At 38.1% G+C, this 18,540-nt stretch carries 17 protein-coding genes and 2 tRNA genes; 8 read left to right on the top strand and 11 right to left on the bottom strand.

Going from position 1 to position 18,540, the window contains the following annotated elements:
• Window position 1 precedes the first annotated feature (1 nt).
• On the bottom strand, window positions 2–1,267 hold the full coding sequence (locus OQ289_RS07900; protein WP_270090180.1) for a dihydroorotase: 1,266 nt from the start codon (window positions 1,265–1,267) through the stop codon (window positions 2–4).
• A gap of 329 nt (window positions 1,268–1,596) precedes the next feature.
• Complete coding sequence (locus OQ289_RS07895; protein ID WP_270090179.1) at window positions 1,597–2,163, bottom strand: UbiX family flavin prenyltransferase; 567 nt, start codon at window positions 2,161–2,163, stop codon at window positions 1,597–1,599.
• Between the two features lie 543 nt (window positions 2,164–2,706).
• On the opposite strand from OQ289_RS07895, the gene OQ289_RS07890 reads away from it, so the two are divergent.
• Window positions 2,707–3,360, top strand: coding sequence for an ankyrin repeat domain-containing protein (locus OQ289_RS07890; protein WP_270090177.1), 654 nt, complete (start codon window positions 2,707–2,709; stop codon window positions 3,358–3,360).
• Between the two features lie 7 nt (window positions 3,361–3,367).
• Here OQ289_RS07890 and OQ289_RS22155 read toward each other — a convergent pair whose 3' ends face one another.
• The 3 genes from OQ289_RS22155 to ribD are packed head-to-tail and all read right to left on the bottom strand — an operon-like array spanning window position 3,368 to window position 5,963.
• Window positions 3,368–3,589, bottom strand: a complete 222-nt coding sequence (locus OQ289_RS22155; protein WP_033564364.1) for a PspC domain-containing protein — start codon at window positions 3,587–3,589, stop codon at window positions 3,368–3,370.
• Window positions 3,586–4,875, bottom strand: coding sequence for a DUF2851 family protein (locus OQ289_RS07880; RefSeq protein WP_270090174.1), 1,290 nt, complete (start codon window positions 4,873–4,875; stop codon window positions 3,586–3,588). Before OQ289_RS07880 ends, OQ289_RS22155 begins: the two co-directional genes overlap by 4 nt.
• Window positions 4,876–4,916: 41 nt before the next feature.
• Window positions 4,917–5,963, bottom strand: coding sequence for a bifunctional diaminohydroxyphosphoribosylaminopyrimidine deaminase/5-amino-6-(5-phosphoribosylamino)uracil reductase RibD (gene ribD / locus OQ289_RS07875; protein ID WP_270090172.1), 1,047 nt, complete (start codon window positions 5,961–5,963; stop codon window positions 4,917–4,919).
• A 100-nt stretch (window positions 5,964–6,063) separates the two neighbouring features.
• On the opposite strand from ribD, the gene prmC reads away from it, so the two are divergent.
• From prmC to OQ289_RS07860, 3 genes are all read left to right on the top strand, one after another.
• Window positions 6,064–6,924 (top strand): peptide chain release factor N(5)-glutamine methyltransferase, encoded by an 861-nt coding sequence (prmC, locus tag OQ289_RS07870; RefSeq protein WP_270090171.1) that lies wholly within the window; start codon window positions 6,064–6,066, stop codon window positions 6,922–6,924.
• Window positions 6,925–7,045: 121 nt separating this feature from the next.
• A tRNA-Lys gene (locus OQ289_RS07865) sits at window positions 7,046–7,118 on the top strand.
• 174 nt (window positions 7,119–7,292) lie between these two features.
• A complete protein-coding gene (locus tag OQ289_RS07860) occupies window positions 7,293–7,763 on the top strand; it encodes a response regulator (RefSeq protein ID WP_270090170.1) in 471 nt (156 codons plus the stop codon).
• 13 nt (window positions 7,764–7,776) lie between these two features.
• On the opposite strand, the gene OQ289_RS07855 is transcribed toward OQ289_RS07860, so the two are convergent.
• The 4 genes from OQ289_RS07855 to OQ289_RS07840 all read right to left on the bottom strand — a co-directional run bounded on the left by OQ289_RS07855 (window position 7,777) and on the right by OQ289_RS07840 (window position 13,057).
• Window positions 7,777–8,862 carry a hybrid sensor histidine kinase/response regulator gene (locus tag OQ289_RS07855; RefSeq protein WP_270090169.1) on the bottom strand — a complete coding sequence of 362 codons (1,086 nt, stop codon included), beginning with the start codon at window positions 8,860–8,862 and terminating at the stop codon, window positions 7,777–7,779.
• 83 nt (window positions 8,863–8,945) lie between these two features.
• Complete coding sequence (locus OQ289_RS07850; protein WP_270090168.1) at window positions 8,946–11,105, bottom strand: sensor histidine kinase; 2,160 nt, start codon at window positions 11,103–11,105, stop codon at window positions 8,946–8,948.
• A gap of 25 nt (window positions 11,106–11,130) precedes the next feature.
• Window positions 11,131–12,225 carry a ThiF family adenylyltransferase gene (locus tag OQ289_RS07845; protein WP_270090167.1) on the bottom strand — a complete coding sequence of 365 codons (1,095 nt, stop codon included), beginning with the start codon at window positions 12,223–12,225 and terminating at the stop codon, window positions 11,131–11,133.
• A 19-nt stretch (window positions 12,226–12,244) separates the two neighbouring features.
• Window positions 12,245–13,057 carry a hypothetical protein gene (locus OQ289_RS07840; RefSeq protein WP_270090166.1) on the bottom strand — a complete coding sequence of 271 codons (813 nt, stop codon included), beginning with the start codon at window positions 13,055–13,057 and terminating at the stop codon, window positions 12,245–12,247.
• Window positions 13,058–13,402: 345 nt separating this feature from the next.
• Here OQ289_RS07840 and OQ289_RS07835 point away from each other — a divergent pair, with 345 nt between their 5' ends.
• From OQ289_RS07835 to OQ289_RS07825, 3 genes are all read left to right on the top strand, one after another.
• Window positions 13,403–13,780 (top strand): VOC family protein, encoded by a 378-nt coding sequence (locus OQ289_RS07835; protein ID WP_270090164.1) that lies wholly within the window; start codon window positions 13,403–13,405, stop codon window positions 13,778–13,780.
• 94 nt (window positions 13,781–13,874) lie between these two features.
• A tRNA-Lys gene (locus tag OQ289_RS07830) sits at window positions 13,875–13,947 on the top strand.
• Between the two features lie 174 nt (window positions 13,948–14,121).
• Window positions 14,122–14,817, top strand: coding sequence for a hypothetical protein (locus OQ289_RS07825; protein WP_270090162.1), 696 nt, complete (start codon window positions 14,122–14,124; stop codon window positions 14,815–14,817).
• Window positions 14,818–14,884: 67 nt separating this feature from the next.
• On the opposite strand, the gene OQ289_RS07820 is transcribed toward OQ289_RS07825, so the two are convergent.
• Both OQ289_RS07820 and OQ289_RS07815 read right to left on the bottom strand, forming a co-directional pair.
• Entirely contained in the window at window positions 14,885–15,535 is a 651-nt protein-coding gene (locus OQ289_RS07820) for a TetR/AcrR family transcriptional regulator (RefSeq protein WP_270090161.1), read from the bottom strand.
• Between the two features lies 1 nt (window position 15,536).
• Window positions 15,537–16,799 carry an aminotransferase class I/II-fold pyridoxal phosphate-dependent enzyme gene (locus OQ289_RS07815; protein WP_270090160.1) on the bottom strand — a complete coding sequence of 421 codons (1,263 nt, stop codon included), beginning with the start codon at window positions 16,797–16,799 and terminating at the stop codon, window positions 15,537–15,539.
• Between the two features lie 620 nt (window positions 16,800–17,419).
• Between OQ289_RS07815 and asnA the strand changes: the two genes are divergently transcribed.
• Window positions 17,420–18,427: an aspartate--ammonia ligase gene (gene asnA / locus OQ289_RS07810; protein ID WP_033565912.1), complete on the top strand. Its 1,008-nt coding sequence runs from the start codon at window positions 17,420–17,422 to the stop codon at window positions 18,425–18,427.
• Window positions 18,428–18,540: the final 113 nt, after the last annotated feature.

Below are 18,540 nucleotides of genomic sequence, written 5' to 3'. Positions count from 1 at the left end.
ATTAGTTTTTAAATATTTTACCATTATTGAGGACTGCCAATACTTTACCTTTCAGTTCCGTTCCCAAAAAAGGAGAATTATCAGATTTTGATTTATTATCTTCTTTTGTAAATATCCACTCGGATGATGTATCAAATAAAACCAAATTAGCTACTTCTCCAATTTCAATAGTCGGAACCTTCATTCCAAGCACTTTTCTGGGACCCACGGAGAGTTTGTCCACTATTTGTTCTTCATTCAAACCAGCTTTCACCAACAAAGGAAGCACAGTCTGTAATCCAATTATTCCGTTCTTCGCAATATGAAATTCCACACGTTTAAACTCAACTTCGTGAGGAGTATGCTGAGAAACTACTGCGTCTATCACTCCATCTTTAAGCCCCTTTATCAAGGCTTTGATATCAGCCTTTGTGCGAAGCGGAGGGTTGACTTTGTAATGACTATCAAAAGCTTCGACCTCTTTATCTGTCAACACTAAGTTATGGGCTGCGACGTCACAAGTGACAGCAATGCCTTTGGCTTTCGCCTTTCTAATTAAATCGACAGCTTCTATTGTGCTGATAGACGTAAAATGTATTGGTGCATCATTATATTCCGCCAAATACAAATCCCTTGAGACCATGAGCGATTCCGCTAGATTAGGAATACCTTTCATCCCCAAATATGTACTGACGACCCCTTCGTTCATCTGACGGTCGCCCGCCATAGATTCATCCTCGGGATGAGAGATTATAAGTCCTTTAAATCCTTTAGCATATAAGAGTGCTCTACCCATCAATCCAGCCTGCTGTACACTCCGATTACCGTCACTAAAAGCCACCGCACCTGTCTGCTGCATATCATATAATTCAGCCAACTCTTTGCCTTCTCTCTTTTTACTGATGGACCCTATGGGAAACACATCTACCAAATTTCCCTTAGCGAGATTTTTGACCAACGCCACCTCTGTACGGCTTTGAATCGGAGGTTCGGTATTGGGTTGGACAGCTACTCCCGTAAATCCACCGGCAGCAGCGGCAGCACTTCCTGTTGCGATATCTTCTTTAGTCTCTAAGCCTGGTTCACCAAAATTGGCGTTTAAATCAAGAAAACCCGGAGCTAAAAAACCTCCATTGGCATCAAATACCTCATCATTTAAATCTGATTTTTTAATCTTTTGAGCTATCTCAGCAATCTTACCATTTTTTATCAACACATCCACCACTTTCAGGTGATTTTTGTTCCCAGGCAAGACAATAGTCGCAGAAGTAATCAATAATGTAGTCATGAAATTAAAATCTTATAGCTTTATACAGTGCAATATTATGACAAGTAGTTGGAAAACATCTTTTCAGCATAGAACAGTTGGGTAGAAAACAAAAAGTGAGTTTTTCTTTTGACGAGTCAAAGAAATAAGGCAAACAAATAGTTCTAGCGAAAAGCAGCTTCATTTGAGAAACAAATGTACAAAATACAATTAAAACGGATGCTATTTTCACAATGTTTATGTTTTGTTTTTCTACAATAGCGCAATGACATCAAGCCAAGAATGGCTCTCTCCTACTCATACATCCGTATTCCCTAGTACCTTGAAGAAGATAAGTGGACATTTACGTCCTACTCCATTTCGCCCCATCGGTAGGAATCAACTTCTATCCCTGCCAAGGAGAGGGCACGATCGACGACTGTCTTGGCTAGTTCTTCAAAATTTTGCGGCAGACTATAATAGGACGGACTTGCTGGACATATGATTCCGCCAGCATCTGTCACTGTCAGCATATTTTGGATATGGATACGGCTTAAAGGTGTTTCTCGGACCATCAGGATTAATCTACGCTTTTCTTTCAAAATTACATCCGCAGCGCGTGTCGCTAGATCCGATGAGGTGCCGTGTGCAATCCTAGCCAATGTTCCCATTGAACAAGGACAAATGATCATGGTATCAAATTTTGCAGACCCCGAGGCAAAAGGTGCATAAAAATCATTTTTATCGTAAAAAGTAAAAGGATAGTTCTCATAGTCTCGATTGTTGAGCTCATATTGCCAAACATCTTTTGCGTTGTCCGACATGACGACTCCTACTGCTTCAAATTGACCAATTTCCCGCAACAAGGTATCTAGCAGTACTTTTGCATATATAGATCCGCTCGCCCCCGTGACAGCGATGATTATTTTCTTTCCCATAACTCTCTAAAATAAAAAACAAAGCTAATAAAACTTCACTGAACGCATTCAAAACTGTGAAGGAATGACAACTCTCACCAATAAAATAAGTAGAGATAATCAGCTTCGAAAGCAGTGTATATATTGTACAAGCTATGGATACTTTTAGCAAAAAAATAAGGGTCGAATAAGAAATATTCGACCCTACATCTACCTATGAAAAACATGCCCTTGGGGAGGGCGATGTACAAAAGTACCCTAATAACTTGCAATTCAAAACTAATTCAATTCCCAAAACTGAAATTGTAGCGGTTATGCTACAATCAATACCTAACAAGTGGTGACTTCTCACTTAAGTAGTACATAATGAAACATATTCTGTTTAAAATAGCTAAGATTTAGAAAGGTGAATTTCACAATCACTTCCCAAAATGTATGCTTAGGAAAACATCTCTAACTCCAACAAGCATCTTCAAAAAAATACTAACACTTTGAATGTTATTAACAATTCCCATATAATTAACATTTTTTTATTTATTTCGTATCATAAAAACATGTAACCAAATGAGTTTATCTGTATTAGAAGAATATATTGAGACAGGCAATCATCAAGATTTGGAGCTTTTGCTTCGTAACGAACCCGAACTTGTAAAACAAAACACCAGTCATGACATCTCTCCTCTCATGTTGGCCTGCTACTACAACAAGGGACAAATAGTTCAAACCATATTAAAATATATCACTTCAATCACTATCCATGAGGCTTGTGCAGCAGGATTGACCCAACATGTGGAAGCCATCATTCTAAAACGACCTGATATTGTCGATGAGATATCTACACAGGGTTTTAGTCCGTTAGGTATAGCAGCTCATTTTTCGAGAGAAGATATTGTGAGAATCTTATTAAAGAATCATGCGGACCCCAATATAACTTCTCAAAATGGCTACAATGTATCTCCTCTTCATGCTTCACTTCATGCTAATCAGTCTGAAATCAGTAAAATGTTGATTGAAGCCGGAGCCAATGTAAACATCATACAATCTTCTAAGATTACACCTTTACATCTTGCTTCACAGCACGGAAATATAGACATGATTATTTTATTATTAGAGAATGGTGCGGATATCGGTATACGTAACGACATGGGGTTGACAGCTTCTGACCTCGCTGCAGCAAAAGGGTATAAAGAGATTGCCGAAATACTGAGGGTAGATTAACTTAGCTTTAATTGTCCCAAAGAAATTTACGCATTTTCTTCACATAATTTCTAAAATCCAATATTACGCCGGCGAAAAGGTAAAAAAGAATAGGGAACCCTGCACCTATAATTGTAGCATAGATAAAAAATAGACGTAGTTTAGAAATCGAAATCGAAAACTTTTCACCTAAGTAAGCACATACCCCAAAAGATTGCTGCTCAAAATAATATAAAACCCTTTCAATCATTCTCTATTTATTCTTAGTATCTGTATCCCTATCCCACAGCTAAGACAATTTTTCTTATCGCAATATTCACGTTTAAGATGAAGCAACGCTTGGGATTCTGCTGCTCTTCTTGCGCGAATTCCACAAATTCCAAAACCTTTTACAATAGCATTGGATTCAGCTTTAATTTCCTCCAACCAAGATACAGCTCTATAAAGATACGATTCTTGTCGAAAATATTTACCATATAAAAATAAGACATGGACTAGACCATTAATAGTCAAGGAATCGATAAAGCCAGTACCAAGATTTGTAACATGAGGGGAAGAAACTTTGTCCAAAGTAAAATGCGTTTCCCAAAATGTCGCAAGTCTAATTTTGGACAGAAAGGCTCTTACGTTTTCCAATGTTTCCATTTCTAAGATTTTAGCAATTAGAAAATCATTATGGGCATATAACGCAGCCAGCTGTGCAATCCTGAATTCAGGGAAATTATAAGGGCGCATCCTAAATCGCTTCCATCGATGGACCTCTAGACTAGATAGACCATGTAGTTTTTTCAAATAATCAAATTCTTGAATAAGCTGACGCACATAGGGATTGTCGTGATAATCCTGTCGGACCAGATACCCAGCCATTCCCAAAAATAGTGCTTCGCGCTTAACAGGGTCATCTTTGTATTTAAGCACCAAATTTAGCGGGATATGTTGAGCCAATTCTTGGAATGAATCTGCATTTACGCGTTGGCCGAATGCTCGAGCCAATATGATGAAGGTGATTTTCTCAAAATCTTGTTTATGGGCATTTAATTGTTGTTGAAATATATTAAATTTGGTCTCTAGGCGTTCCATTGTTAACCTTACCAACCATTGACTGACATAGGTTGTATCAATTGATGGCAGTTGATTTTGACAAGCTATCCAATATTCATTATTCATCAGCACACGATAATGATTCAAAAGATTGCTATCCACGTAATTAGCCAAACAAAGTGTAGGAATAGGTGTGCCGTCCCGACGATTTACCTCTTTAGTACCATACCATACGACGTGTAGTATCACATTATTATAAGCTGTATCATAGTGGTGACTATGTCCATACCAATCAATCGCTGTACGGTGTATCTCTACATGTCCAATCCAATCGTGCTGGGCAATCCGTATTTTGGCCATCAAAAAATCCGGTCCAGCATCTATATTATGCTGTCCGACTTGTTTAATGGTTAATTCGTCATTACCTAAAGTTCTTAAGTTCGATTGGTCAAACAGACGAAAGCGCCATATGAAATGAAGTAATTCCTCCGGCATCTGCATACCCTAAAGATACGCATTCCTTTGGATAACTAGTTCTACTTGACAACAATAGATAACTCGTCATTAGCGACACGGTGTTTTTCCAACACACGTCCGTCTAATTTTGGAGCAGCAATACCACTTCCCAATTCCTGTTGAGCGGTCAAAATCCTGGCCTCGTCCCAAAGTCCAGCATCAATGAAGTGTTGGATAGTAATTGCTCCACCTTCAATAATAATGGATTGTACGTCCATTAAATAAAGCTGGTAGAGAATATTCTGAGGGAGATATAGTCCGAAATTTTCCAACTCAATATATTTCACATTGTCTTTCCATTCTGATTTAACAGCATTGAAGACTATGAGCTCGCCTTCTCTTCCATATATATTGGCAGAAGTGGGTACTGACAGATTTCGGTCTATCAAAATTCTTTTAGGATGATGTCCATCCCATTCTCTCACTGTCAGTGCCGGATTATCGACCAAAGCAGTTCGCGTGCCCACGAGAATTGCATCTTCTTCAGCCCTCCATTTATGAACCAATTGTTTACTTGCCGGATTGCTAATCCAAGTCTGGACATCATCTGTACGCCCGATAAATCCATCACTGGTCTGCGCCCATTTCAAAATCACAAACGGTCTATGTTTTAAAATACGAGTAAAAAAACGACGATTTACCCAACGAGCTTCTCTTTCCAAAAGTCCCGTTTCTACTGTTATCCCCGCTGCCCTTAGCTTTTCTATTCCCTTACCGCTGACCTGCGGAAAAGGATCTTTACAAGCTACGTACACTTTACGCAATCCATATTTAGCGATTAGATCGGCACAGGGAGGAGTTTTACCGAAATGCGCACAAGGTTCAAGGCTAACATATAATTCCGATTGAGAAAGCAACTTCGTAGCTTGTTCTGAAAAGAGCGTCAACACCTGATGTATAGCATTGACTTCTGCATGCGGCCCACCAAAAGGTGCAGTATACCCCTCGCCGATGACACGTCCATCGTGAACAATTACAGCCCCTACCATGGGATTGGGGCTTACTGTCCCTGCGCCTATAATGGCCAGCTCCAAACAACGCCTCATATACTTTTCATGCATATCCATATACAAAAGTATCAAAACTTAGAGAAACTTGCATTTATAAGTCCGGTAATAATTATTCTGTTTGGTAGGAAGCTCTACCATATTAGTGTATTTTTGTGTTATGAGCAGACTTCAAGATCTAGAGCACCTCTATGTAGAAAAATTGACTCCTCTTTATGACCTGGAAGAGTCGTTAGCACTGTTTTATATCGTGACAGAAGAAATCACCGGGGTGCACAAAAGCATCTATGCATTGCAAAAACACAACGATATTACCGATGAACATTATCAACTTTATTTAAACATACTTGGTGAACTGATGGCTAGCAAACCCATACAGCACATATTCAAAAAAGCTCATTTCTACGGACAGATTTTTGAGGTAAATGAGTTTGTGCTGATTCCACGTCCAGAAACGGAAGAGCTCGTCGATATGATTATTAAAAATCATGGTCAAAATTCAGGGAGCATAAGAATTATTGATATAGGAACTGGGAGCGGTTGTATACCCATAAGTCTAAAAAAATTTCTCCCGATGTCTGCAGTAAGCGCACTTGATATATCAAAAGAGGCTATTGCAATTGCCAAGCGTAACTCCGTAAAGTTAGGTGCATCGGTCAACTTTGTGAATGCAGATATATTAGAGTGGACCTACATTTTCAATAAAGACCAGCGCTATGATATCATCGTTAGCAATCCTCCGTACATTACGCCAAAAGAAAAAGAAAAAATGCATCCTAATGTTTTGGAATTCGAGCCACATCTTGCGCTATTTGTTGAAGAAACAGCTCCACTCCTTTTTTATGAGACCATCGCATCATTTGCCCTGCAGCATTTGACACCTTCAGGGCACCTTTATTTTGAAATAAATCAATATTATGGCCCCCAAACGGTAGACATGCTTATGAAAAAGGGGTTTTCTAACGTGCAAATGTTTCAAGATATGCAGCATGCAGACCGAATGATTCATGCACAGTTATAATTTAAAAAAATAAAACTTTTAGCTTATAGACAGTTACATCTAGAGAAGAGAAATCTTCACAGTTTTATTTGGAGTATATATGAAGAAATTCTACCTTTGCATCACTTTCAAAAACAGAAAGGATTCCGTAGCTCAGCTGGTAGAGCAATACACTTTTAATGTATGGGTCCTGGGTTCGAATCCCAGCGGGATCACAAAAAAGCTTCACTTCTCAGTGGAGCTTTTTTTATATCCAACAGGGGATGTAAAAACAGAGGCCAGCGATCACTTAAAAAAATGGCAGATGATTCTCTTTTTGATTTTTTAAGAGACTTTTGTTAACTTGTCAACGTATTCTCTTTTATCTATCACACTAAACATGATATCTCATGAAAAATAAAGACAACAAAATCTCCATACTGTATGTGGATGATGAGGAGAACAATCTATTTTCCTTCAAGGCTACATTTCGTCTTAAGTACAAAGTATATACTGCCATCAGCGGTGCTGTTGCAATCGAACTTGTCAAGAGAACCCCGATAGATATCATCATTACCGACCAACGAATGCCAGAAATGACCGGCGTCGAATTTTTAGAAGAAATCATTAAGGTGAACCCTGAACCCATGCGAATATTACTGACAGGTTATACAGACATGGGAGCAGTCATAGATGCAGTCAATAAAGGCAAGATTTTCCACTATCTCAACAAGCCGTGGAGCGAAGAAGAATTGGATCAGACTATTCAACGAGCTTATGAGGTTTATGCTGAACGAAAAAAAATATTGGAAACATATTCCAAATTAGAAATATCAAACGAACAATTGGAATTCTTACTTCGACAGAAATTACTTTCGTAATTAGCCACATCACCTATTTCGTAGGAATGACAACGACAAATGTCGTTCCTACCCCTAGTTCCGATTTCACGTCAATCGTCCCTTGGAGTTTTAACAATGCACTATGCACATTGTATAGCCCAAAGCCCATGCCCTTGGCTTGATCACTCCCTCTAAAAAATAGCTTAAAGATATCACTGATATGTTCGGATGAAATTCCTATCCCAGTGTCACTAACAATAATCGTTGCCTGACCGTTGGCTACAGAGACCGACAATGTGACCGATTTTTTATCCGATTCAGCACGTTGGTACTTAAAAGAATTGGACAACAGGTTGTGTAGAATGAGCTCAAGCACGGCCTTATCATTTTTGAAGCCTTCCATCTGATGAACATTAATTTCAAACGTAACAGCACTATTCTGCGTATACATCTTGTAAAACTGCTTAATATTATCAAAAAGTTCGCGAAAATCAATTTCGGACAATTGGAGCTCTCCCCTTCTCAACAAATAATAGTCACGCAAGCTATCGATATAATCATCTAACCGAGTCAGTGAGTCTTCCATAAGGGTCAATAACTTATGAATATGTTCTATTTGATCAAAGGTCAATGCAAGCTTAACTGCTGACAACACACCCGTAAGTGGATCCCTAAGATCATGACTCACGCTATAGGCAAATTTATCCAACTCATCGTAGGCCTTTTGCAGCTCCTCATTTCGAATATCCAAGAGTGAGTTGGCAATGTAGAATTTATTCGCTTCTTCAATAGATGAGATAATCTCTTCTTCCATCCAAGGTTTACGAACGAATCTAAAGATATGTCCCTTGTTTACGGCATCTACTACGGTGTTCATATCTGCATAAGCCGTCAATAAAATTCGAATAGGTCTTGGGAAATCCTTTTTTATACGATTCAAAAAATCCACACCAACCTCATTAGGCATCCGTTGATCACAGAAAATGATACGTATATTAGGGTTCTTAAGCAAGATTTCTTGCGCATCAGCAGTATTGGATGCTGTGTGCACCACATAGCGATACCTAAAATTAGCTTTAAAGCCAACTAGATTGTTTATCTCGTCATCGATATATAGTATTTCTAGTTCTTCCTGCATAATCTCATAATAAATAGATATTCACCCGACAAGCGCATAAAACGAAGTTAATGATATTTACAACGTTTCAGCGCTACTTTTTCTTAAATATTTTGCTGAACCGGAATAATCAACGTAAAAGTCGTTCCTTCGCCCAGAGTGGAATCTACCAAGATTTTTCCCTGATGTTTAGCAATTGTATTATAAGCAATAGACATGCCCAAACCTGTACCCTCTCCAACATCCTTGGTTGTGAAAAAAGGGTCGAAAATTCTCTCCCGAATATCATCAGGAATACCTATGCCGTTATCGACTATTTTGACATAAATCGAGGTATTGTTATCAAGTATTCCCGTATGAATCATCAACTTTCCACCGACCTTAGACTCAAATTTTTTGTTGATGGCATAAATAGCATTTGTCAACATATTCAAAAATACCTGATTAAGCTTTCCAGCGTAACATTCTACTTTTGGTAAATCACCAAAGTCCTTCTGAACCTCAATACCATTTTGCATCAAACTGTTTAAGATAACCATCGTAGATTCAAGTCCCTCGTTAATATCAGCATACTTAAGTGTATCCTCATCCACACGCGAAAAAATACGCAAGCTCTTGACAATTTCTGCCGTCCTTTGCGCACCATCTTGCATCCCCTTAAGCAAAAAATCAACCTCGATCTTGAGGTATTCTATATCGAGTTCTTCCTTATAGGCTGCAATAGCTAATTGCTTTTCATCGTAAGACAATGTATCGTTGAGCGCTATTTTTTCGATTTCTTCCAAAGTCTCCCAAATCATTTTGATGTCTCTTTTCAAAGGTGCAACATTGGATGACACAAAATTAATTGGATTGTTAATTTCATGTGCAACTCCAGCAGTGAGTTGTCCCAAAGAGGCCATTTTTTCTGCCTCAACCAACTGTGACTGCGTTTCCTTAAGATGAGTCAATGTGGTCTGCAGGGATTCATTTGACTGGGTCAATTCATGAGTACGCTCCTCTACCTTTTGCTCCAAAACGACATTTTGCTCCCTAATAAGGCGCTCATTCTCCAAAGAAGTCTCCAATTCACGAGCTTGGGATTCATCCTTTTCTTTACGATAAATATTAATCTTATCACCTAAAGCGAAAGAAAGCAATATAGCTTCGAACACAGATCCTATTTGAACAGATCGTAATGTAAAAAAATTATAAGGTAATACATTATAGTCTTTAAGCACATATATCAAAACGCTTACTAAAAAGACACACCATGCGTAAAGAAAATATTTAGTTTGTTGGTACTTTTGACTCGATAATCTAAAAGCTAATATCAAAACAATTGTTGAACCACCTCCAGCTACAACATTGACCATTTTATATGCTGGTATTACTACATTCAATCCCAAAAGTCCGATAGCAACCAAATATCCTACCAAAAATACATTTAAGAGTACATGAAGTCTTGGAGCATTTTTCTTTGTATGAAGAAACGACTTTACAAAGAAAATCGCACCAATGCCTGACATAGCGCCAGAGAAGGTAAGAAATCGACTAGATACCCAGCTATTATATACTCCAAAGATAGGCTCTATAACCCCTAAAACCGCTAACTGTGCGACGGCAACCCAAAAAATATAATTCACATAAACATAATAATGTGGCTCACGAGTCGAAAAATACAGAAATATGTTATACAAAATCATGGATAACATAAGTCCAATATATATTGCAGAGAAAATATCTGTATTTAAAAGTGTTCTTATTAACCCTTTAGGGCTGTGTATAGAAATTGGAGCTGAAAGTTGGGTGCCACTTCTAAGTTTAATGAAACATGTCATCTTTTCACCCTTTTTTATAGGTACTTCAAATAGAAAGAATTGATGTGGATAATCTCTAGCCCCCATATCACCTCCCAATTTCATTGTAGTGCTATCTATATCGCCATTTTTCAAAGAATAAAAAATTACTTCATCAATATTGGCATGCGAGAGGTTTACAACCAGTTTTTCATCCGTGGATAGATTTTCTATTTCAAATCGAATCCAGTTATTCACATCTTGAACACCTAAATTAGGGACTTCTTGACCACTTCGTTGAAACAAATCTGGTCGATGACGTACATCTACAAAAGTCAGTTTTTTAGTGGGATCTTTTAAAACAAAAACGTATTTTCCGATATATTCACCATCAGACTCCGTAGTAAACACAAATGCATCACCTGCATATGTACGGAGAAAGGATGTGAGCATTAAGAAAATAACCAAAAAACCTCTATAATTCATACTTAAGCAATTTGAAAGCAGGAAATCATTTGTTTTTATTCCCTATCAACTCACTCATGTCCACATAGTAGCGGCCGGAAGCGATAGGATAACCAAGTAATATTCTTCGACAAACGTCAGTAGTCATAGCACCTCCCAAAACGACTTCAGAGGCCAGTTGAGGCCAAGACAAAAGAGAACGTTTGATTTCAGGAATAGAACTTTTCATTCTCGCAGATAGCTTATCAACTTCAACAATTTTCATTAGCGCCGTAGCTCGGTCTCCCGCCGATAATGTACGCAGTCTTTCCAACGTAAGACCTTCTGCCAAACCGTGAAATACCGGTCGATCTGGATTCAAATCAAATCGTTCAACATCTATCATTCCACGATCATTTGTATCCATTAAAACAGGTATTTTTAATTCTTTAGCTTTAAATCGGCTCTCTAATTTGACTTCAAAGCTATCGCAGACTTCCACCAACAAATCCAAGGGTTCATTCACGTCAAAAAAAGCATCGTAATTCTCAGGTTTAAGACCTTCTGGGAAAATCTCGATTTTTAGGTAGGGGTCTATCTCTGCAATTTCCCTTGCGGCAATGACAACTTTCGGAACGGATAGATTAAAAATACCCGTCCTCAATCTATTCAGATTACTCAAATCCAATTCGTCAAAATCCGCAAGCTTTAGAACACCGCATGTGCGCTCCATCGCCATGGTTAACGCTACAGATTGACCTACGGAGAGCCCTACAATACCCACTTTTTTTTTCAAAAGAAGATTCTGTTCTTCTTTTGTTATTTTAAATTGGTTGCGATTGGTTCTTACTTCTACGAATTCCATTTCGTCTAGTATATGTACCAACGTTTTACGCCATGGATAATAAATCCAAACACCGTATTCGTCAAAAGTCTTGCCCTCCAAAACATTATCGATGTAGTCCTCAGGGTTTGTTGACGAATCATGACCTCCAGGATAACGACAGCGGATGAGCTCAAGAACCTGCCTCTCAATTTCGTCATATACAAAAACAATTTGTTCTTTTTCCCGGAGACTCTCCAATTGTGCTTTTTCATTGGCATTTTTAATCCGGAAATACAACGGTTTGTATGGAAACTTGTATTCTAAATCGTCTATCATATATTTCAAACAATTTGTGCTACATTATCTGTATATCATCTTCTTTAATATCAACATCGAGATTAGTACGTTTTTTAGCGTTGGAAACAATTGATTTTAAATCCCAACTATCCATATTACTTAACTGCAGTTGATACTGAATCTCTATTTTTTTTGAGCGTAGCTCTTCAATCCTGACGATATCTCCTTGACTCCGTAATGCTAGAATTGCATTCCTATCTTCCTCGGATGCGGATTGTAAATTACTGACGTCATCTAGTATCATGGTTGTGGCCAATAAATCCAATTTGGGATAATAAAATGTTCCTTCATTGCCCACACTAGTCTCTAAGCGGTATCCCACACTTTTGGTCAGGTTGATGGTATAAGGAGCACAAAGAGCAAATAGCGACTTCAGTCCAATCTGAGGGGCAATGGCTATCGCTGCCCGCGTCAGAAAAATACTTCCTATACCATACCCAGCAATCTCACGAGAATTCCATAACCCACAACCTTCACCAGCACCATCTTGAGCATAACGCCATACCAAATCAAAAATTTTAGGATCCATATTGCCCGTTGCTTCTTCTATTGGAAGTGGTTGTGAACCTCCGGCAACGTGTATACGCGCACCACCATATACATTTTCACCGTCAAGAGATTCTACGATTAGTACAAAAGCAGCAGGATTATACATCCAATCATTTCGGGATGAAGTTACTTTCTTTACCCCTATGGCTGTCAAGACATGGGCATGCCCCTCAATAAAGCGCTCACAAGTTTTGGGATCATCAACAGCTCGAAAAGCTCTTAACCTCACCACAGGACGTTCATCTTTGAATATTAGTGTCACGAAAAATGGTTTAAGTATTTGAATGAATTACAAAACTAATCAATTAAAACTAAAGGTTTAACTGTTGGGGTAAATAATTTCCCTATACTTTTCACTTCTCCAAAAAGCATTTTTATCTACGCACCGCAGGATAAAAACATGAAAATCAAAATCTCTATATAATAGAATTTCACTATTCATCTTACACCTTTATACCATATCAATTTATATCATGCCTATATATGGAATCTTTAATTGCAAATAAGTTTCGAGGAGCCCCCCCCTACACCACTATAACTGACCTTATGTACATTTACGTCTTTATAATATAGAGAATGGTTAACTTTATTACGATATCTCAAATAAATGAATATGAAACTTGGTGCATTTTCCATCAGCTTAAATGTCAAGGACATTAGAGCTTCGAAAGAATTTTATGAAAAATTTGGCTTCTCGGTATTTGCTGGCAATCTAGACAAGAACTACCTGATTATGAAAAATGAAGACAGTTTAATAGGACTGTTTCAAGGAATGCTTGAAAGAAATATGCTCACCTTCAACCCAGGTTGGGATAGCAATGCACGCGCACTCGATTCCTTTGATGACGTCAGAGCTATACAGATGAGTCTTAAAGAGGATGGTATCTTCCCGCAGCAGGAGGTCGATGAAGGAAGTTCAGGCCCCGCTGGTTTTATTGTTGTTGACCCTGATGGCAATCCTATCTTAATCGACCAGCATCTGTAGAAAGTAAAGTGTACATTCAACACCTATCTTTACAATTTTATTTGGAAGATAAGATAGAAAATCCTATCTTTGCATCACTTTCAAAAACAGAAAGGATTCCGTAGCTCAGCTGGTAGAGCAATACACTTTTAATGTATGGGTCCTGGGTTCGAATCCCAGCGGGATCACTAAAAAAAAAGCTTCACTTTTCAGTGAAGCTTTTTTTTTACAATTATTGTGAGGATAGAGATGCGCGAATGGGTTAGCGCTATATGCTTGAACACATGCTGTCATAAAATATATAGCATAATTTGTAGCACATCGCCCAGAGTAAACGTTTTTCTTATTAAAGAAACCAATACATGAAAAAAACCTACACATATTTTATGCTTTTATTGATGGCTCTGGTCTCCTGTTCTAAAACCGCCCCTCGAGTCGACCCAACTGGTCCCGAGCCTGAGCCGCTCTTTGTACTCGAATCCGACAGCATCTCTGAAGGCAATATGCAAGGGATGACCATCGGTAATACAGCACATGTAGTCTATCAGGCCGTCCAAAAAATACAGGAAGAACAACAGACTTCAAAAAACTTACAAATCGTAGCCAATATATTTACAAACGTCCAAGATTTGAAGGATAGACTCCACTTATATAATCAACTACTTTTTGATGAGACAAAAGGCACTTCTAAAGGTATCCAAGTATCTTTCGAAGATGACAAGATAAAATCCATATGGACGAACAATGGTGACAAACTCAGCCATTGGCCTGTTGGAGAATCTGTAACCAATAGGATTTCCGTAGGCGATGTAATTTCTACTATATACACTAAGCTCCAAAAATTGAACTCCATCCCCAAGTATGCACCCCGTTTGCAACGCATATCTTTATTTGATAAAAACACTGCGAAAGCATTTGACCCCATAATGTCCGATTCCAATAACTGGTATTTTTCAATCCCTTTATCAGAAAAAGAATTTCACATTTATTACCTTCATTTTGAGAAAGGATTACTAATAGGAATCAAGCGCGACCTTATGGGTAATCGCTTTAAATAGCATTCTATCAAATTATTTACAGATAACAATAAAAAAGCTCAATCCAGATAATTGAGCTTTTTTATTGTTATTTATTTTTAGTTCCAGCATCATCAAAACAGTAACCAATTAACATTCGCAACATTTTACTGACGCGTGCTTTTCCAATATCTGATTTGGTATCGATCTCACAAAATGTACCTCCTGTAGCGTTAGCATGCAGATTGAGATAATAAATACCGCCCAACATAATCGCATACGCGGCTCTTAAATCCACATCCGACCCTTCAAAATAAGGGTCGGTCATTTTGAAAAGCTCATTCCCAATCGTTTCTCTAACCTCACTTATATCCTTCATGATTTTACTTTTTTCAGAAATCTCCCAGAGAATCACTTTCTGAGTTTCGGGCAGGTGCTCTAAATGCATAAACAAATTCTCTAAAAAACTTCCCGCCAATTCCTTTCCAAAATCGTGACTATTGTTTTCAATTAAACCAGACATCCCATCATTTAAAGCGAGCCAGTAATCCTTCTGTTTCACATAGGTTTCCACCAAATTATCCACATCCTCAAAGTACCTATATATTAATTTCTTGCTTACCCCAGCTCTATTTGCAATATTATTCACTCCCAACTTGGCATGTCCTTCAGTTCTAAGGATTTCCCCAACAGCGTCTAATAACTTCTGCTTTGTACGTTCCTTATTCCTGATCTCTCCATCAACAATCTTTCGTTCCATATTATACTTGTACTAGATTCAATTCTTTGCTAATGTATGCAAAAGCATCAATTGTTTTATCTAATTGTTCTCGTGTATGCGATGCAGATAGACTCATCCTAATACGGGCATCTTTCTTCGGCACGGCGGGATACAAAATAGGATTGGTGTAAATCCCCTGTTCCAACAGCATACGTCCAATATCTCCGGTTAAATGCGGATCACCTATTTTTACTGGAATAATAGCAGATTGCGTATTGCCCACATCTAAACCTAACCCTTTTAATCCATTTTTAAAATGGTGGATATTATCTCTCAACCTATCCATCCAGATCGGTTCTTCATCTATCAGCTCAATTGCCTTGACAATCCCTAATGCAGAAGCATTGGAGGTCGCTGAAAAAATCTGTTGTCTAGCCTGAAACTTAAGAAATGCTGTTAGCTTCGGGTTTGCAATAACATATCCACCAATGTTTCCAAAAGTCTTACTAAAGGTACCCGTAATAAAATCTACCTTGTCCAAAAGACCTGTCTCTTCCAGTACACCTCTCCCGGTAGCGCCAACAACCCCAATACCATGCGCATCGTCCACCATGAGATAGGCTCCGTATTTTTTTGCTAGTAAATAAATCTCTTTCAACGGTGCCACATCCCCATCCTGCGAATAAACGCCATCTACAATCACTAATTTAGTGCGGTACTGCCCTTGTGCTAACTTAAGAATATGCTCCAAAGATTCCAAATTATTATGCGGAAATGTCTTTTTGTTTGTCAATATACACCCTTCATGTACACTAGTATGCACCGCCATGTCTACTATCGCTAAATCTTCTTTCTGCAAAAGCGACATCAATGTTGAGCTATTGGCGGTATACCCTGTTGTATAAATAGTTGACCAATCAGCAGGTTTACCAAAAAAGCCGGCAATCTTTTGCTCGAGGAGTTCATGATACTCAAAATGTCCACCAATCAGAGGAGATGCACCAGCTCCAGTACCAAATTTTTCAATACCAGCAATTGCTGCGGCCTTGACTTTCGGATGCTGTGTAAACCCTAGATAATCATTCGACACATAGCTTATATAATTACGGCTCTTGGTTTCTCCAGTCAGGATAACATCCATCTGAGGTGCACAGGCACTCTCTGTACGCAACCGATAGTTCATGTGTCCGTTGTCCCTCATAAATTTAAGGAAATCATAAAATACTTCTGCTCGATCGGCTAGGTCAAACCCTGGGATATTTTCAAAATCCTTGAAGGTTGCTTTGTTAAAATCTATATTCATATTCTGGTTGTTATAATGTTCATGCCATGATTCTGTGCAACTCAAAATGAATTTGTATTTCCTAACAAAAGAAATTCCAACACTTTAATTACAGCTCCCATAAGCTATTTAGATTACCCTTTGGGAACATTGGATTCGATTGCAGGTTCAATTTTTCAACTTAGTTTACAAGCACATACAAATTTATTGTCACAAAAATACATTTTTTATTAATAAGTCACCATTTAGTAATATATAAAGATGTACATTTGTATATCGAATAGTTTTTGACAGACAATGAAGTGATGTTCTATTACAATGTTCCTAAAGAACAGAAGTAAAACTGACCTCATAAAATTGAAGATCTGGTTTATAAAATGGTTCAGGTTAATGTGGATTGCCGTTACTTTTTTGTAACGGCTTTTTTTATATTTAATCATTACCAAAAAAACTCCACTTCTGGAGCTTTATTAAAAAATAATCAATGATAGACCTGCATCAAAATAATATTATCAATAAAACTTTAAATTGCATTAAATAATGGTATTTTTGTTCCTTTATTAGATAGAATTTAGGCTTTAACATTTGAATAAGACATTGGTCAATCACGAACGACCAATTTTTATAAATATTTATACTTCATGGAAGGAAGAGAACTATTAAGAACTGAGGTTGCTATTAGCTTTGTAAAGGATACCTTTTCTCAGCAGCTCAAACACAATCTAAACCTAATACCTATTTCATCCCCTTTGGTGGTGTTGGATGGTACCGGAATCAATGATGACCTCAATGGCATAGAACGACCCGTGGCTTTTCCAATAAAAGCACTTGAAGAACGTAGAGCTGTGGTAGTACATTCGTTAGCAAAATGGAAACGACTACGTTTACAAGAATTGGATATGCACGTGGGCGAAGGTATCCTTACCGACATGCGTGCACTTCGCCCTGACGAAGACTACACTCCTATCCATTCCATATACGTAGACCAATGGGATTGGGAAAAAGTGATCAGTCCTGAACAACGAAATCTAAACTTCCTAAAGGAGACAGTACTCAAAATATTTGAGGCCTTAAAATTTACAGAACAACAAGTCGAAAGACAATACCCTCATATCAAAGCAATTTTGCCAGAACAAATTACCTTTGTCTCTTCTGAAGAATTATTGCAACGCTATCCTACGCTGTCACCAAAAGAACGTGAGCACGCTATCACCAAGGACTTGGGAGCAGTTTTCTTATATGGAATTGGAGGCGAACTTAGCAATGGTAAGGCTCACGACGGCCGTGCGGCAGACTATGATGACTGGAGTACGCTCAATGAAAATGGCCATAATGGTCTCAATGGGGACATCCTTGTCTGGAACCCAACACTGAATATAGCATTCGAATTGTCTTCTATGGGTATTCGGGTGGATAAGAAGGCATTACAACATCAATTAGAGCTCCGCAACAACCTTGACCGCGCATCTTTGACTTTTCACCGATTATTACTTGAAGACCAACTTCCAGAGGCTATCGGAGGCGGGATAGGACAATCAAGAGTATGTATGTTTATGCTTAAGAAAGCACATATTGGAGAAGTGCAAGTAAGTATATGGGACGAGGAAGAAAAAATAAACCTGCGAGATAAAGGAATAAACATTTTATAAGTAGATAAAAGGTAGCTTTAGGAAGTATCCATTAGAATGGATTTTGAATGGTTGCTATTTTACCTTATCTCTGATATGACTCCGTGGTTATTCTGAATAAAATACGGAAATAA

It is taken from the genome of Sphingobacterium sp. SYP-B4668 (genome assembly GCF_027627455.1).
Taxonomy (GTDB): Bacteria; Bacteroidota; Bacteroidia; order Sphingobacteriales; family Sphingobacteriaceae; genus Sphingobacterium.
Note: the sequence above shows the minus strand (reverse complement) of the source record. Positions and strands in the feature narration are given on the sequence as shown.